We start from the raw sequence: 16,453 nt of genomic DNA, 5'->3' as shown, positions 1-16,453 counted from the left end.
CGACATGGCAGTGACTCTGGAGAACGTCATCGAGGTTCTCGACAAGGCATACCCGCCTCGATTGGCCGAGAGCTGGGACTCGGTGGGATTGGTGTGTGGAGATCCGGAATCCGAAGTGCGACAGGTGCTCTACGCCGTCGACGTCACCCCGGCCGTCGTGGACGAGGCCATTTCATGGGGCGCCGACCTCATCGTCGCCCATCACCCTCTGCTGCTCAAAGGAGTCGATTCGGTTGCGGCCGACACCGCCAAAGGCTCGGTGATCCACCGCCTGATCAAGGCCGATTGCGCGCTGTTCACCGCCCATACCAACGCCGACTCGGCCGATCCCGGTGTCTCCGACGCACTCGCGTCGGCCCTCGGTGTGATCGACACCAGGCCACTCGATCCCATTCCTGCTCCGGCGCACGACAAATGGGTCGTATTCGTGCCGTCCGCCGACACTGCGGCGGTGCGCCAGGCGCTGTTCGACGCTGGAGCCGGTGAGATCGGCGACTACAGCGAAGCGAGCTGGCACACCGAGGGGCTGGGCCAATTTCGGCCGCAGCCCGGTGCTCATCCGACGCTCGGTGTCGTCGGCGAAGTCCACACCGTGACCGAGGACCGAATCGAGGTGGTTGCATCTCGGGCCGACCGCGCGCGGATGCAGTCCGCGCTCAGACTTGCGCATCCGTACGAGGAGCCCGCGTTCGATGTCTTCGAGTCCGCGGCCCTACCGTCGTGCACCGGTCTGGGGCGGATCGGTCGATTGCCTGATCCGATGACGCTCGCCGCGTTCACGAACGTCGTCCGAGACGCTCTGCCGGCCACCAGCTGGGGAGTGCGAGCAGCGGGTAATCCGGACGCCACGGTGTCGATCGTCGCCCTGTGTGGGGGAGCAGGGGACTCGTTCCTCGCAACCGTCGCGCGGACCGACGCCGACGTCTATGTCACGTCCGATCTCAGACATCATCCCGTCGACGAGCACCTGAGGGCGGGAGGGCCCGCGGTGATCGACACAGCCCACTGGGCGTCGGAGTTCCCGTGGTGTGCTCAGGCGAGGGGCGTCGTGGACGCCGAATTCGGCTATACGGAGGGCTGGAGCAGCAGGGTCAGCGATGTGCGTACCGACCCGTGGACGCTGTGACCGACGAACCCCGCGACCGGGGGAGTACACGGATCCGGCTCGGTACGTTCTGCGCAGCCGGTAGGGTAATCGGAATCAACTTCCATAGTCGCAGGAGTCATCTAGCGTGAACGTCGATCCCAAAGTCCAGGCCTCGCTACTCGAATTGGCCGGTGTGGATACCGAACTCTCGCAGATCGCCCATCGCCGAAAGACCCTCCCCGAGCAGCAGGAGGTCGACAAACTCGAGGCCGAGCGCATCACCCGCAAGGATGCTGCCGTCACGGTGCAGATCTTGATGGATGACCTCGATCGCGACATCCGCAAGCTCGAGGGCGAAGTCGATGCCGTTCGCCAGCGCGAGGCGCGCGACAAGAAGATGCTCGAGAGCGGCACGATTGCGCCCAAGCAGATGACCGAGCTGCAGCACGAGCTCGGCAGTCTCGAACGGCGGCAGAGCATCCTCGAGGAAGAACTGCTCGAAGTCATGGAACAGCGCGAGGCCAGCGAACGCGACTACGAACACGCCGGGGCGCAGCTGACGCAGATCGAGGACGAAATGGTCGACGCCGGTCGTCGCCGCGACGACGCTGTCGCAGACCTGGACGTCGCCGAGAAGCGGAGCGCCGAGCGTCGCGAGGCATTGATCTCGGGCATGCCGGCCGATCTGCTGGCGCTGTACGAGAAGCAGCGCGCACTGACCGGTCGAGGCGCAGCATTGCTGCAGGCCCGCCGATGTGGCGCATGCCGAATCGAGCTCGATCGCAACGAGATCGCGAGCATTGCCAACAAGCCTGCCGACGCTCTGGTTCGTTGCTCGGAATGCAACGCAATCCTGGTGCGCACCAAGGAGTCCGGAATTTGAGTGCCGCGCAACGGGTCGTCGTCGAAGCCGACGGCGGCTCCCGCGGCAACCCGGGTCCCGCCGGGTACGGAGCCGTGGTGTTCTCGGCAGATCGCAGCGAGGTGTTGGCCGAACGCCGGGAGGCGCTGGGAATCGCAACGAACAACGTGGCCGAGTACAGGGGCCTCATCGCTGCGTTGACGGCAGCCGCGGACGTCGGTGCCCGCGAGGTCGACGTTCGGATGGACTCCAAACTCGTCGTCGAACAGATGTCGGGACGCTGGAAGGTCAAGCATCCCGACATGATTCCGCTCAATCGCCGAGCGGCGGAGCTTGCTCGGACGTTCGATCACGTCACCTTCCAATGGATTCCGCGGGAGCAGAACTCACACGCCGACGGTCTGGCGAACGAGGCGATGGACGCCGCGGCCAAGGGGATCGACCTCCCTGATCTGCCCGATTCCGAACCGGCCGCGAAGCAACCCGCGGCGGCCCCCGGGTGGACCGGTGCAGTGGGCGACCCCACCCGAATGTTGTTGTTGCGCCACGGCCAGACCGCGCTGTCGGTCGACCGGCGATACTCGGGTCGCGGAAATCCGGAACTGACCGAGCTGGGGGTTCGACAGGCCACCGCTGCAGCGGCACGGCTCGGCGGACACGACGACATCGCAGCGATCGTCTCGTCCCCCCTCGGCCGCGCCCGACAGACCGCCGACGCCGCGGCAGGTGCACTCGGACTCGACGTGACCACCGTCGACGAACTGACCGAAACGGACTTCGGCGACTGGGAAGGTCTGACCTTCGCGGAGGCGAAAGACCGCTATCCCGAACAACATCGGGCCTGGCTGGGTGACACCTCGGTGGCCCCGCCCAACGGTGAGAGTTTCGACGCAGTGCGCACTCGAATCGAAGCGGCACGCGATCGACTGATCGGAGAGTACGCGGGCAAGACGATCGTCGTCGTGACACACGTGACGCCGATCAAAACACTGCTGCAACTGGCACTGGACGTCGGACCGTCACTGCTCTACCGAATGCACCTGGACCTCGCGTCGCTGAGCATCGCCGAGTTCTACCCCGACGGCGGGGCATCGGTGAAATTGGTCAACGACACGTCTCACCTGACCTGACCCTGTGGAGGTGCGGGTCTCAGATCTGCAGCGCCAGCCACAAGCCCGCCACTGCACCGACGATGGTCAGGGGAGTCGTGATGACGCCGAGAATGGTGAACGTCCTCAGATCCGCCGGCTCGTCGTTGGCCGATGCGACGCGTCGCCACAACATGATCGCCAGTGAACCGACGTAGGTCAGGTTAGGACCGAGGTTCACGCCGATCACCATGGCCAACAGCAGCGCCGGGGGAGCGTCCGCGCCGAAGGCCGCCAGGAGCAGTAACGTTGCGGGCAGGTTGTTGACGATGTTCGACGCCACCGCCGCAATGGCAGCTGCGGCCAACAGGGACGCGAAGGTGGTGTCGGACGGCAGAATTCGCGCCAGCCAGTCGCCGATCGGGCCCGTCGTCACGCCGAGAACGACGATTCCGAGAAGGAAGACGAAGCCACAGAACGGCAGATCGGCACCGCGCAGAATCGCGCGAGGCGTGGTGTGGCGAGCTCGAAGTGCCGGGATCGCGAGCGCAATCGACCCCACGGCAGCCACCCAGAACGGTTCGATATCGAACAGTCCTGCCACGGCGAAGCCGATCAATGTCGCGCCGAGGATGACGAGTGTGCTTCGCGGTGCTGGGACGTCGTCAGTGCTGTGTTCGGTCGCGGAGTCCGTCGGTGTCGCAGTGCGGGTCAGATCCTTGCGGAAGAAGATCAGGAACACCGCCAGTTCGATGGCGACCGCGAACATCCACGGCAGTGCCATGAGCGCGGTGAAGTGCAGGAAGGTCAGGCCCGTCGCAGCGAAGGCCAGCAGGTTGGTCAGATTCGACACCGGCAGCAAGGTCGACGCCGAATTGGACAGGTGCGCAGTGGCGTAACTGTGTGGACGCGGCGACATCCCCAGGATCCGAGCGGCACCGATGATGGCCGGTGTCAGCAGAACAACGGTGGCGTCGAGGCTCAGTACGGCTGTGGTGGCAGCGGCAGCGGCGAACACGAGGGTCAGCAGTCTGCGGGGGCTGCCCTTGGATCCGCGGCGTAGCTTCGCAGCGATCCAGGTGAACACACCGAGGGCATCCGACAGATGCGCCAGGATCAGGATGAACGCCAGAAAGACGACGGTGGGTGCGAGTTCGAGTACCTGCTCACGGGCCGCGTCGAGGCTGACGAGGCCGACGAGAAGAACAACTGCGGCCGCTGGAAGTGCAGCAACGATCTCGGGAAGACCGCGCGGGCGAACGATGGCGAATACGAGAACGGCGGCGACCAATGCCGCAGCGAGAACGGTCACGCGAGAATCTTCACGAGAGTGCGGACGTTCCGCGTGGTGGTCGTGGCCTTGTACTTCGCCTTCGCCGTGGCTTTTCCGAACGTACTGTCGGTGGTGTTGCCCTTGCGCACCTCCCAGTAGAGCACGCTGTTCCCCTCGGCAATCCTCTCGAGATCGGAGTCGAGTTCCACTGCAAGAGCGGACAATTCGGTCAAATGGCTATCGTCGTTACCGAACACTACATAAGGATGCCAGCCCTCCCGTTCGGCGTCGAACGGGTAGGACTCCACTATCGCCCTCAGTGTCGGGACGTCGAGTGCGACAACCCAGGCTCGGTAGCCGAACGCCTCGGCGAGCGTGCTCTCCACCTGCGCTTTCAGGGCGGCGGCCGCCAGCGGAGACTGCAGCAGTACGTTGCCGGTCGCCAGAATCGTGCGGACATTCGTGAAGCCGGCCGAGGCCAGAGCTGCGCGGAGGTCGACCATCTTGATGTTGATGCCGCCGACGTTGATGCCGCGCAGCAGCACAACCCATTCACTCATGGAAGGAACTGTAGTGAAGCGCACGAGAACAACCATTGAAGTAAGTAGTTAGTAACCAGTAACTTGGCGGTATGGCGCAGAGAGGACGGATGACAGGCCCGGAACGACGGCAGCAAATACTGCGGATAGCGGCAGACGAATTTGCAGCGTCCGGACTGCACGGCGGTTCGACCGACAGGATCGCCCGCGAAGCAGGGATCACCCAGGCTTACATCTTTCGAATATTCGGAACCAAGAAGGCACTCTTCTCCGAGCTGGTGGTCGCGTCGTTCGACCGTGTGGCGGATGGGATGCGCGAGGCCGCAGGTACTGCCACCGGTCAGCAAGCCTTGGCCTCGATGGGGGAGTGCTATTACGCCATGCTCGAGGATCGAACCTCACTCCTGCTGCAGCTGCAGGGCCTCGCCGCGTGTGGCGACAAAGAGGTGCGCGACGCCGTTCGAGAGGCGTTCGGCCGGATGTGGAACACCGTCGTAGAGGTCACCGGTCTCGACGCCGTGACCGTCAAAGCGTTTCTGGCGTTCGGCATGCTGCGCAACAGTGGCGCGGCCCTGCAGATTCATGACGTCGACCAACCCTGGGCGAACGGAGTGGGCACTCGTATCCACGCCGGATTGTTCGACCACATCACGAGCGAGACGAACCGTTGATCTCCGGCTCCGAGCACGACGAATCACGAATGTTCGTGCCTTCTCTGTTGTTCGTCGGAGTCGTCGTCGCCGCTGTCGGTAGCCTCGGTGCCCCGCTGATCACCAGCGTCGCAACCACTTTCGACGTCTCCCTCTCCAGTGCGCAATGGACGTTGACGTTGGCTTTGTTGACCGGTGCCGTCACGACACCGGTTCTGGGCCGCCTCGGATCGGGTCCGCATCGACGGGCAGCAATACTCGGGACACTGGGCGTCGTCTCGGCCGGAGGCATTCTGACCGCACTGCCGCTGTCCTTCTCCTGGCTGCTCCTCGGCCGCGCAGCCCAGGGAGTGGGACTGGCCCTGACTTCGATGCTGATGGGTGTGGTGCGAGATCATCTGTCCGACAAGCGGTCCGGATCGACCATCGCTTTGTTGTCGGTCGCGTCTACTGCGGGTGTCGGTGTGGGCTATCCATTGTCGGGGTTTCTGGCCGAGCACGGCGGTCTCCGGCTCGCCTACGGATTCGGTGCTGCGATGACGGTCATGGCGTTTGCCGTTGCTCTGCGAGTTGTTCCTGCCTCGACGCGCAAGCGTGCGACCCGGATCGACGTTCCGGGTGCGGTGCTGCTGGCGCTCCCTCTCACCCTGGTGCTCGTTCTCATCAGTGAGACCGCGCTGTGGAGTAGCCGCCCTTGGACGGCGGGGGTGCTGGCTGCAATCGCGGTCGTCGCTGCGGGCATATGGGTACGCGTCGAACTGAGAAGCTCGGCGCCGCTCGTCGATCTTCGGTTGTTTCGTCACAGGGCCGTGGTCGGAGCGAACGGCGCAATGTTTCTCGGCGGCATCGGAATGTATCTGCTGCTGACCCTCGCTACGCGCTACGCGCAGACGCCTTCCGGTGCCGGATACGGTTTCGGCCTCGACGTGTTCGCGGCGGGCCTCGTCCTGGTTCCGTTCTCGGTGTTCGGATTTCTCGCCGGCAAGCTGGTACCCAGAGCGCTGCCTCGGGTGGGGGCAGCCAGCGCGCTGACGGTCAGCGCACTGATCGTTCTGGTGGCTCTCGCCTTGTTCGCCGGTACCCGCGCCGGCGTCGTTGAACTCTGTGCGGTGATGGCGATTCTGGGTTTCGGAGTCGGAAGCTTTTCGGCCGTGCTGCCGGCCGTCGTGCTGCCGGTGGTGCCCTCCGCGGAGACCTCGAGCGTCATGAGTATCAACCAGGTGGTGCGCAGTGTCGGATTCTCTTTCGGAAGCGCGGTCGGTGGTCTGGTACTCGCCGCCGGAACGAGTCCGGGCTCCACCTTCCCCGGAGAGGATGCCTACACGTCCGCCGCCTGGGTGGGGGTGGTCGTCACCGCTGCCGCGGCCATCGTGAGTGCCTCTGTTCTTCATGGCCGGGCAATCGCCGGGCATCCGACGTGAGGCGGGTAGAGTACGCAATCGCGAACGAGTTGGCTGGACGGCTGCGGCTCGAAGTACCGACGGACAGGTTCCGTTCCGCTTCGGGCCGAGGAAAGTCCGGACTCCACAGAGCAGGGCGGTTGTTAACGGCAACCCGAGGTGACTCGCGGGACAGTGCCACAGAAAACAGACCGCCTGCGGTTCGGTTCTTCGGAAACGAAACGCAGGTCAGGGTGAAACGGTGCGGTAAGAGCGCACCAGCATCCCAGGTGACTGGGGTGGCTAGGTAAACCCCGCCCGGAGCAAGGTCGAAGGCTGCACCGCGCAAGGGGTGCAGCTGCGCAGGTGCTCGAGGGCTGCTCGCCCGAGCCTGCGGGTGGACTGCTCGAGGTACCCGGCAACGGTGTGCCCAGATGGATGGTCGTCTATTCGATCTCGCGAGAGCGGGTCGATGCACAGGATCCGGCTTACAGGCCGACTCGTTCGCACTCCAATTTCTCGCGCGGTACACCTGCGGCGTGGCTGTATGGGGCACACTGGAAGTCATGACCGACGACGACAGCTCCTGGTACTACGACATCAGCACCAAGCAGGTTGTGCAGGGCAAGGAGACCAATGCCCTCGACCGCATGGGTCCGTATCCGGACAAGGCCACCGCAGAGCAGGCGCTGAAGATCGCAGCCGCCCGCAACAAGGCCGCCGACTCCGACGACGACTGGAACAACTGACGGTGCTGCTCACCCGGCTGAGGGCTCCGAACTTCGATTTCGAGTCCATCAGATCCGAGTTCGGTCTGTCCGATGTCTTCGACGCAGACGTGATGCGCGACGCGATCGAAGCCCGAGACCTGCACGCCGACAGCAGAATCGACCGCACCGACATTCCTTTCGTCACCATCGACCCACCCGGCTCGAAGGACCTCGATCAAGCCGTACACATCGAGAAGACGGCCAACGGCTTGGTGGTGCACTACGCGATCGCCGACGTGGGTGCGCTGGTGATGCCGGGGGGAGCGCTCGACGTGGAAACCCGCCGACGCGGCCAGACGTACTATCTCCCCGACGGATCTGTTCCCTTGCACCCGCGTGAGTTGTCGGAGGGCTCGGGAAGCCTGTTGGAGGGCCAGACTCGCTGCGCTGCGCTGTGGACCATCGAACTCGACGACGTCGGTGAAGCCGCGGCGTGGACCGTCACCCGGGCGCTCGTGCGTTCGACCGCGCGTCTCGATTACGCGGGAGTGCAAGCCGACTTCGACGCCGGCACACCGCACCCGTCGATCGCTGCCCTTGCCGAGTTCGGACACCTACGGGCGGAGGCAGCGAGGCGTCGAGGAGCCATCGACATCACGCTCCCCGAGCAGGAAGTGGTTCCGGACGGGCACGGTTGGCGAATCGTTCTGCAACCGCGAACAGCAGTGGACGGCTGGAACGCCGAGGTGTCCTTGCTGACGGGCATGTGCGCAGCCAGAATCATGCTCGACGCCGGAATCGGCATCGTACGCACGCTTCCGCCCGCACCGCCCGAGGCCGTCGAGACCCTGAAGAAGACCGCGAACGCACTCGGAATCGAGTGGCCCGCCGGCGCGTCCGCCGGCGCGGTACTCGCCGGCCTGCCCACCGACGAACCGTCGACTCTGGCGATGATGACTCAGGCCACGGGATTGCTTCGGGGAGCGGACTATTCGGCGTTCGACAGTCGGACCCCGAACTCGACCATCGATGCACCCGGCACCGACGATTCCGTCGAACACTCGGGTATCGGAGCGCCGTACGCCCATGTGACGGCCCCGTTGCGACGGCTGTCGGATCGGTTCGCCACCGAGGTGTGTCTGGCCGTGGTCGCCGGTGTGCCCGTCCCCGAGTGGGCGGCGCAGGCGCTGCCGGAGCTACCGGCGATCATGCGTGGATCGGATTCTGCAGCATCGAAAGTGGACCGAGCCTGCATCGATCTGACCGAAGCGCACGTGCTCGAAGATCGCGTAGGTCATACGTTCGACGCAGTGGTGCTGCGCGGTGCCGAGGGCAAGCGCGACGCCGAGGTGCTCGTGTCCGAACCGATAGTCATGGGCAAGTGCGACGGCGAGCCGCCTGCGGGGGAGTCGGTGAAGGTCCGATTGACTCGGGCCGACACCGACTCGCGCACAGTCCGATTCGACTATCCGTCTGTCACGGCCTGAATCGGTCGGTCGCCTCGACCAGGTGGTGGACGATGCCCGGCTCGGCCGCAGAATGGCCGGCATCGTCGACGATCACCAGATCTGCACTCGGCCAGGCCTTGTGCAGTGCCCACGCGCTCGTGGCCGGGCACACCACGTCGTAGCGGCCCTGCACGATCACACCAGGAATACCGTCGAGCAGGTGCGCGTCGCGTAGCAACTGGTTCTCTTCGAGGAAGCACCCGTTGCGGAAATAGTGGTTCTCGATTCCGGCGAAGGCGCGAGCGAAACGCGCATCCGAATTATGCTGTACAGCATCGGGTTTCGGGAGCAGGTAACTCGTCGCTGCCTCCCACGACGACCACGCCACCGCGGCCCGGGTCGCGGCAGCGTCGTCCTCGGACATCAACTGTCGGTGATATGCCTCGACCAGATCCCCGTCTCGTTCCCCTTCCGGAATGGGGGCGAGAAACTCCTCCCACAGGTCCGGGAAGATGTGTCCGGCACCGCCGCGGTAGTACCAGTCGATCTCCGACGGCCGGACGAGGAAGATTCCTCGGAGCACGAGTCCTCGCACCCTCTCGCGATGCGTCTGTGCGTAGGCCAGCGACAACGTGGAGCCCCAGGATCCGCCGAACACCAACCAGGTGTCGATGTTCAGGTGCTCGCGGAGTTTCTCCATGTCGGAGATCAAGCGATCGGTGGTGTTGACCGACAGATCTGCCCCGTCGGCAATATGTGGGGTCGACAGCCCGCAGCCTCGCTGATCGAACAACACGATGCGGTAGACCTGCGGATCGAAGTAGCGACGCTGCAGTGGATTGGTGGCACCGCCGGGACCGCCGTGCACGAACACCACCGGTTCGCCGTCGGGGTTGCCGGAGATCTCCCAGTAGATCCGCTGCCCCTCGCCGACGTCGAGGTGACCAGTCTGCACGGGCTCGATCTCCGGGTACAAGGTGCGCATCCTAGAAACCGACCAGACCGGAGGCCAGATCCGGGATGTCGAGGGAGCGGATGGCCTCGTCCCGCACGTCCGAGCACGTTTCCTTCGTGATGTCGTCGACGAGCGCGCGATTCTGCACCACCTGGAGATTGATGACGCCGCTCTGCGCAGCCCAGGTCTGCACCAGAATGTTCAGACCGCCGCGGCCGAGAGTGGGGCCCTGCACGCGCCAATTCGACAGCTGCGCTTCGAGATCGGTGCACAGCTGCTGCTTCTGGGCATCGGTGACAGCCGCTCCCGCAGGAGTCGTCGTCGCCACCGTCGTGCTCGGAGCGGTCGTTGTGGTCGACGACGAACCGGTATTGGTCGTGTCGGTGCTGCATGCCCCCACTACGGCGAGAAGCGCAGCCGCACCGACCAGTGCGACTGCGCTTCGTCCTGCAATGGACGTCGTACCCCGTCTGATTGTCATGGCCCGAGTGTGCCATCCGAACCGGGATCAGACGACGACGGTCAGTAGCTGTGTTCGGGTCCGGGGAAGACTCCCGAGCGCACCTCGGACATGTACGTGGTGGCTGCGGTGCGCAGCGAATCGCCCACGTCGGCGAACTTCTTGACGAACTTGGCGGTCTTGCCGTTGGTGTATCCGGCCATGTCCTGCCACACGAGAACCTGAGCGTCGCATTCGTTGCCCGCTCCGATGCCGACCGTCGGGATCGTGAGCTTGCGGGTGACCTGGCCGGCGATGTCGGCGGGGACCATCTCCATGACGACGGCGAAGGCACCTGCCTCCTGTACGGCGATGGCGTCGGCGACGAGTTGTTCGGACGCGTCACCGCGACCCTGAACGCGGAATCCGCCGAGGGTGTTGACGCTCTGCGGGGTGAATCCCACATGGGCCATGACGGGGATGCCGGCAGCGGTGATGGCGGCGATCTGCGGTGCGACCCGCTCGCCGCCCTCGAGCTTCACCGCGCCCGCGAGGCCTTCCTTCATGAAACGAACAGCGGTTTCGAGGGCCTGCTGCGGTGAGGCTTCGTAGGTACCGAAGGGCAGATCTGCGACGACGAGCGCGTGCGGTGCGCCGCGTACCACTCCACGTACGAGAGGAAGCAACTCGTCCACGGTGATCGGCACGGTGGTGTCGTAGCCGTACACGACGTTGGCCGCGGAGTCACCGACGAGAAGCACAGGCACGCCGGCTTCCTCGAAGATGCGGGCACTGGAGTAGTCGTACGCCGTCAGCATTCCCCAGCGCTCACCCTCTGCCTTCATCTGCAGCAGATGGTGGGTACGGGTCTTGCGGGTCAGCGCGGTCGCCGGAGATTCGGTGGACGAACCGCCGTACACAGCATTTTCGGACATCTTTGTCCCTTTCTGGTCCTCGAGGCCCGCCTGGCGGGTCCCCGGGATGGGGTGTGATGACGTGCTCAGTCTGCCACCGCCCTTCCGTCGCAGGAATGCTGGTAGGGAGTGCAATTTGTCACAGTCGCGCCAACAGCTGATCGTCACATCGGGGGCTCGTACGCGCCCCTCCCGACCGTGATCGGCATCCGGCGATCGCGCCCGAACGCCCGCGAGGTGACCTTGGTGCCGATCGGATACTGCCGCCGCTTGTATTCCGCTGTGTCCACCTTGCGCACGATGTCCGCCACGACGGACGCGTCGAAACCCGCCGCGACGATGTCTGCGACGCCCTGATCGTGGTCGACGTACCGAAACAGGATGGCGTCGAGGGTGTCGTAGTCGGGCAGTGAATCGGTATCGAGCTGACCCGGCCGAAGCTCGGCCGAGGGCGGCTTGTCGATGCTCGATTCGGGGATCGGCGGGACGTCTCCGCGGTCGATCGCGGACTCGTTGCGCCAGCGCGCCAATCCCCAGACCAGCGTCTTGGGCACGTCCTTGATCGGTGCGAAGCCGCCGACCGCGTCGCCGTAGATCGTCGAATAACCCACCGCCAGTTCGGACTTGTTCCCGGTGGCAAGGACCAGATGGCCGAAGGTGTTGGACAGCGCCATCAACACGATTCCCCGGCATCTCGCCTGGACGTTCTCCTCGGCCACGCCGGTCAAGTGCAGCTGGTCGACGAAGCCGGCGACCATCTGGGAAATCGGTTCGGTTCGAAAGTGAATGCCGGTGCGCGCGGCGAGATCCTCGGCATCGACGCGCGAATGCTCCGAGGAGAACTCCGAGGGCATCGACACTGCGTACACCGCGTCAGCGCCGAGGGCATCGACGGCGATGGCGGCGACGACCGCCGAATCGATTCCACCGGACAGACCGAGGGTGACCGCACGAAAGCCGTTCTTGTGCACGTAATCTCGTAGCCCGGTCACCAACGCGCCCCACACCTGTTCCTCGGCGCCGAGGGGCTGAGCCAGGGACGGCTCGGTACGCTGCCAGCCGCTGATCGCGACGTCGGGCAGAGCGACGCGATCGATCGTCCAGCCCGCCACCGCGGGGGAGTCCGCGACCGGATCCGCGGGGGCATCCACGTCGACGATCAGCAAGTGCTCGACGAATTGCGGAGCCCGGCCCCACGTCGAGCCGTCGGGACCGAGCACGAGACTTCCCCCGTCGAACACCAGCTCGTCCTGACCGCCGACCGCGTTCACGTACGCGATGGGGGTCCCGATCTCGGTGGCTCGGCGCTGGACGACAGAGTGACGAATCGTGTCCTTCCCCTGCTCGAAGGGGCTCGCGTTGAGGCACAGCAGTAGATCGACTCCGGCCGAGGCGTAGGCGGCAACGGATCCACCGGGTTGCCAGATATCCTCGCACACAACGAGTCCGAGTCGCATGCCGTTGACCGTCACGATGCTCAAACGGGAGCCGGGCGCGAAATAACGTGCCTCGTCGAACACCCGGTAGGTGGGCAATGAATGCTTGTCGTACCGAGCTGCGACCCGGCCGTCGACGATCACCGCCGCGCTGTTTCTCGAGCCCTCGACATCGCGGTCGAGATACCCGACCACGACGATGCGATCGCCGCACCCCGCTCGGTCCAGGGACTCCGCCAGCCCCGTCAGTGCCCGCGCCGATGCCGCGGCGAACGACGGATTCAACGCCAGATCCTCGACCGGATACCCGGTCAGGGCCATCTCCGGAAACACGACCACGTTGGCACCGTCATGGGCGGCACGGACGGTCCAATCGACGATTGCCGCCGCATTCGCTTCGAGATCGCCGACGACGGGATTGATCTGGGCGAGGGCGAGTCTGAGGGCCTGCACCGTGTAGACGCTAGTGCTCGACGGCCGTCCCTGCCGGGCAGCGAGAATGGAGTGTGGCCGGAAAGACCTGGCACGATCGACTCATGAGAACGCGCACCACGACGTCGGTCGTGGCACTGTCCGCAGTCGCCCTCGTCCTCGCCGGCTGCTCCGCGCCCGGGCCCGGTGCCGACCCCGATCCGTCCACCGCGTCCGACTCCACGTTCTCGGCTCCGGCCGGTCCTGTTCCTGCCGGGCTCGAGGCGTTCTACACCCAGAATCTGCAGTGGGAATCGTGCGAGTCCTACAACACGGATGGGTCCGAACTCGGCGACGCAGTCCAGTGCGACCGAGTGACCGTGCCACTCGACTACGCCGATCCGGGCGGCAAGACCATCGACATCGCGATCTCACGCACACAGGCGACGGGGGAGAAGATCGGGTCGATCCTGATGAACCCGGGCGGTCCGGGATCGTCGGGGCTCTACCTCGCCGAGCAAGCCGACGGCACCCCGATCGCCGACCGGTTCGACCGCATCGGATTCGATCCACGTGGAATCGGGGCCTCCGAACCCGAAGTGCGCTGCCTGACGTCCGAGGGAGTCGACGAAGAGCGTCGGGAACCGGACGTCGACGTCAGCCCGGAAGGGATCGCCGCCACCGAAGCCGATCATCGTGACTACGCGGCGCAATGTGTCGAACGCACCGGGGCCGACGTGCTCGAACACGTCGGCACCCGTGAAGTCGTCCGCGACATGGATGTCATCCGCGCAGTGCTCGGCGACGAGAAGCTCACGTACGTCGGGTACTCGTACGGGACACGCATCGGTACCGCCTACGCCGAGGCGTTCCCGTCGAACGTGCGGGCCATGGTGCTCGACGGAGCACTCGATCCCGACCAGTCGCCCGTCGACGAGGCCGTCGCCCAGGGTGCGGCGTTCCAGACCGCGTTCGACCAGTTCGCTGCGGACTGCACGCAGACGGATACCTGCCCGCTCGGCACCGATCCGTCCCAGGCCGTGGCGCAGTTCCGGACCTTGGTCGACCCGCTGGTCGACACGCCCGCCGACACTACCGATCCGCGCGGATTGAGCTACGACGACGCGATCACCGGAGCGCAACAGGCGCTGTACTCACCGCAGCTCTGGCGATTGCTGCGCGCCGGACTTAGCGAACTGCGAGAGGGCAGGGGAGACACGCTGCTGCGCCTCGCCGACACCTACTCCGGACGGCTCGAGGACGGTAGCTACACCAACATCGACGACGCGTTCAACGCCGTCCGATGCGTCGACGGCCCGCCGACCACCGACCGGGGGGAGGCCGACGAGGCCGACGCCAGGTTCCGAGCGGCAGCGCCGTACCTCGACGACGGCCGCTCCACCGGGAACGCGCCGCTGGATCTGTGTGCGTTCTGGCCGGTGCCGAACACCAGTGAGCCCCACATCGTGGAGGCGGAGGGGCTGCCCACGCTGGTGGTGGTCTCGACGACGAACGATCCGGCGACGCCCTACCAAGCGGGCGTGGAACTGGCCGACCAGCTGCGCGGCGACCTGGTCACCTACAACGGCACGCAACACACGGTGGCGTTCTCGGGAGTGGAGTGCATCGACGATCCGCTGACGAACTACCTGGTGGACCTCGTCCCACCAGGCGAAGGACTGGTCTGCTGACACATACCTCACCGGGCGCGCGGTGAGCGGAGAGTTCCACGAAGTGAGACTGAATTCACGATGTAACACAGATTTAACTCCGTTTGCTTACTCTCGCGTTCATGGATCGTCAAAAGGAATTCGTGCTCCGGACTCTCGAAGAGCGCGACATTCGTTTCGTCCGCCTCTGGTTCACCGACGTCCTCGGGTACCTCAAATCGGTGGCCATCGCGCCCGCTGAACTCGAAGGTGCATTCGACGAGGGAATCGGCTTCGACGGCAGCGCCATCGAAGGATTCGCCCGCGTCTCCGAGGCCGACACCGTCGCCAAGCCGGATCCGTCGACGTTCCAGATTCTGCCGTGGTCGACCAGCAAGGGTCACCAGCACTCTGCCCGCATGTTCTGCGACATCGCCATGCCCGACGGCTCGCCGTCCTGGGCCGATTCGCGCCACGTGCTGCGTCGCCAGCTGAGCAAGGCAGCCGACCTCGGATTCAGCTGCTACGTGCACCCCGAGATCGAATTCTTCTTGCTCAAAGACGCTCCCCAGGACGGCTCACCGCCGACCCCGGCAGACAACGGCGGCTACTTCGACCAGGCCGTGCACGACTCGGCTCCGAACTTCCGCAGGCATGCCATCGACGCGCTCGAGTCGATGGGCATCTCGGTCGAGTTCAGCCACCACGAGGCAGCGCCGGGCCAGCAGGAGATCGATCTGCGGTACGCGGACGCACTGTCCATGGCCGACAACATCATGACCTTCCGCTACGTGGTCAAGGAAGTCGCCATCGAAGAGGGCGTGCGCGCGACGTTCATGCCCAAACCGTTCAGCGACCAGGCCGGCTCGGCGATGCACACGCACATGAGTTTGTTCGAGGGCGACGCCAACGCCTTCCACAACCCGGACGATCCGATGCAGCTGTCCGAAACCGGCAAGTCCTTCATCGCCGGCATCCTCGAGCACGCCAACGAGATCAGTGCCGTGACCAACCAGTGGGTCAACTCGTACAAGCGTCTCGTGCGTGGTGGCGAAGCCCCGACCGCTGCATCCTGGGGACCGGCCAACCGGTCGGCATTGATTCGTGTGCCCATGTACACCCCGAACAAGGCGTCGTCGCGACGCGTCGAGATTCGTAGCCCCGATTCGGCCTGCAACCCGTATCTCGCGTTCGCGGTGCTGCTCGCGGCAGGCCTGCGCGGAATCGAGAAGGGGTACACCCTTCCTCCCGAGGCCGAGGAAGACGTGTGGGCATTGACCTCCGCGGAGCGTCGCGCCATGGGCTACAAGGAACTGCCGGGCAACCTCGACCAAGCGCTCAACGCGATGGAGGGTTCCGAGCTGGTCGCAGAAGCACTGGGCGAGCACGTGTTCGACTTCTTCTTGCGCAACAAGCGTCGCGAGTGGGAGGAATACCGCAGCCACGTCACGCCGTACGAGCTGAGGGCGTACCTCGGTTTGTAGAGCAGCGGGGTCTGTAACAACCCACCGCAGCCATGGGCTACGTTTTAATCGATCCCGAATGTAGGTTCGATGCCGGCGTGGGCACCCTCGCGTCGCATTACTGACGACGAGGTATATCTGTGGCACCCC

Annotated in this window: 15 protein-coding genes and 1 other RNA gene; 10 read left to right on the top strand and 6 right to left on the bottom strand. The window is 65.0% G+C overall.

All coding sequences use genetic code 11. The features are described 5' to 3' along the window. The first annotated feature begins 4 nt into the window (after positions 1-4). The 3 genes from VF34_RS08700 (at position 5) to VF34_RS08690 (ending at position 3,079) form a co-directional block, all read left to right on the top strand. A complete protein-coding gene (locus VF34_RS08700) occupies positions 5-1,126 on the top strand; it encodes a Nif3-like dinuclear metal center hexameric protein (RefSeq protein ID WP_032374552.1) in 1,122 nt (373 codons plus the stop codon). A 106-nt stretch (positions 1,127-1,232) separates the two neighbouring features. Continuing rightward, the gene (locus tag VF34_RS08695; RefSeq protein WP_032374384.1) at positions 1,233-1,970 is read left to right on the top strand and encodes a zinc ribbon domain-containing protein; all 738 of its coding nucleotides are present in this window, start codon (positions 1,233-1,235) and stop codon (positions 1,968-1,970) included. After that, complete coding sequence (locus VF34_RS08690) at positions 1,967-3,079, top strand: bifunctional RNase H/acid phosphatase (RefSeq protein WP_032374383.1); 1,113 nt, start codon at positions 1,967-1,969, stop codon at positions 3,077-3,079. The genes VF34_RS08695 and VF34_RS08690 overlap by 4 nt, the downstream gene beginning before the upstream one ends. A 19-nt stretch (positions 3,080-3,098) precedes the next feature. Here the strand turns inward: VF34_RS08690 and VF34_RS08685 are convergent, their stop codons facing one another. Continuing rightward, complete coding sequence (locus tag VF34_RS08685) at positions 3,099-4,349, bottom strand: SLC13 family permease (protein ID WP_032374382.1); 1,251 nt, start codon at positions 4,347-4,349, stop codon at positions 3,099-3,101. Then, positions 4,346-4,870: a DUF1697 domain-containing protein gene (locus VF34_RS08680; RefSeq protein WP_045841260.1), complete on the bottom strand. Its 525-nt coding sequence runs from the start codon at positions 4,868-4,870 to the stop codon at positions 4,346-4,348. Before VF34_RS08680 ends, VF34_RS08685 begins: the two co-directional genes overlap by 4 nt. A gap of 89 nt (positions 4,871-4,959) precedes the next feature. On the opposite strand from VF34_RS08680, the gene VF34_RS08675 reads away from it, so the two are divergent. The 5 genes from VF34_RS08675 to VF34_RS08660 all read left to right on the top strand — a co-directional run bounded on the left by VF34_RS08675 (position 4,960) and on the right by VF34_RS08660 (position 9,075). Continuing rightward, positions 4,960-5,520: a TetR/AcrR family transcriptional regulator gene (locus tag VF34_RS08675; protein ID WP_032374551.1), complete on the top strand. Its 561-nt coding sequence runs from the start codon at positions 4,960-4,962 to the stop codon at positions 5,518-5,520. 29 nt (positions 5,521-5,549) lie between these two features. Continuing rightward, positions 5,550-6,920 carry an MFS transporter gene (locus VF34_RS08670; RefSeq protein WP_052063049.1) on the top strand — a complete coding sequence of 457 codons (1,371 nt, stop codon included), beginning with the start codon at positions 5,550-5,552 and terminating at the stop codon, positions 6,918-6,920. Positions 6,921-6,945: 25 nt separating this feature from the next. Next, an RNA gene (gene rnpB, locus VF34_RS24310) (RNase P RNA component class A) lies at positions 6,946-7,385 on the top strand. Between the two features lie 59 nt (positions 7,386-7,444). Further along, on the top strand, positions 7,445-7,627 hold the full coding sequence (locus tag VF34_RS08665) for a hypothetical protein (protein ID WP_027497419.1): 183 nt from the start codon (positions 7,445-7,447) through the stop codon (positions 7,625-7,627). 2 nt (positions 7,628-7,629) lie between these two features. Then, positions 7,630-9,075, top strand: a complete 1,446-nt coding sequence (locus VF34_RS08660) for an RNB domain-containing ribonuclease (RefSeq protein ID WP_032374379.1) — start codon at positions 7,630-7,632, stop codon at positions 9,073-9,075. Here the strand turns inward: VF34_RS08660 and pip are convergent. From pip to VF34_RS08640, 4 genes are all read right to left on the bottom strand, one after another. Next, positions 9,065-10,021 carry a prolyl aminopeptidase gene (gene pip, locus VF34_RS08655; protein WP_032374378.1) on the bottom strand — a complete coding sequence of 319 codons (957 nt, stop codon included), beginning with the start codon at positions 10,019-10,021 and terminating at the stop codon, positions 9,065-9,067. The two genes, VF34_RS08660 and pip, sit on opposite strands and share 11 nt — an antisense overlap. A 1-nt stretch (position 10,022) precedes the next feature. Further along, positions 10,023-10,472 (bottom strand): hypothetical protein, encoded by a 450-nt coding sequence (locus VF34_RS08650; protein ID WP_045841259.1) that lies wholly within the window; start codon positions 10,470-10,472, stop codon positions 10,023-10,025. Positions 10,473-10,513: 41 nt separating this feature from the next. Next, the gene (panB, locus tag VF34_RS08645) at positions 10,514-11,365 is read right to left on the bottom strand and encodes a 3-methyl-2-oxobutanoate hydroxymethyltransferase (protein WP_032368131.1); all 852 of its coding nucleotides are present in this window, start codon (positions 11,363-11,365) and stop codon (positions 10,514-10,516) included. Between the two features lie 143 nt (positions 11,366-11,508). Next, on the bottom strand, positions 11,509-13,233 hold the full coding sequence (locus tag VF34_RS08640; protein WP_032374377.1) for an NAD+ synthase: 1,725 nt from the start codon (positions 13,231-13,233) through the stop codon (positions 11,509-11,511). Positions 13,234-13,316: 83 nt separating this feature from the next. On the opposite strand from VF34_RS08640, the gene VF34_RS08635 reads away from it, so the two are divergent. Next, positions 13,317-14,882: an alpha/beta hydrolase gene (locus tag VF34_RS08635; protein WP_032374550.1), complete on the top strand. Its 1,566-nt coding sequence runs from the start codon at positions 13,317-13,319 to the stop codon at positions 14,880-14,882. Between the two features lie 101 nt (positions 14,883-14,983). Then, on the top strand, positions 14,984-16,324 hold the full coding sequence (gene glnA, locus VF34_RS08630; protein WP_027497412.1) for a type I glutamate--ammonia ligase: 1,341 nt from the start codon (positions 14,984-14,986) through the stop codon (positions 16,322-16,324). The last annotated feature ends 129 nt before the right edge of the window (positions 16,325-16,453 follow it).

The organism is Rhodococcus sp. PML026 (assembly GCF_000963615.1).
In the GTDB taxonomy this organism is placed as follows: Bacteria; Actinomycetota; Actinomycetes; order Mycobacteriales; family Mycobacteriaceae; genus Rhodococcoides; species Rhodococcoides fascians.
This window is presented reverse-complemented; position numbering and strand designations above follow the sequence as displayed.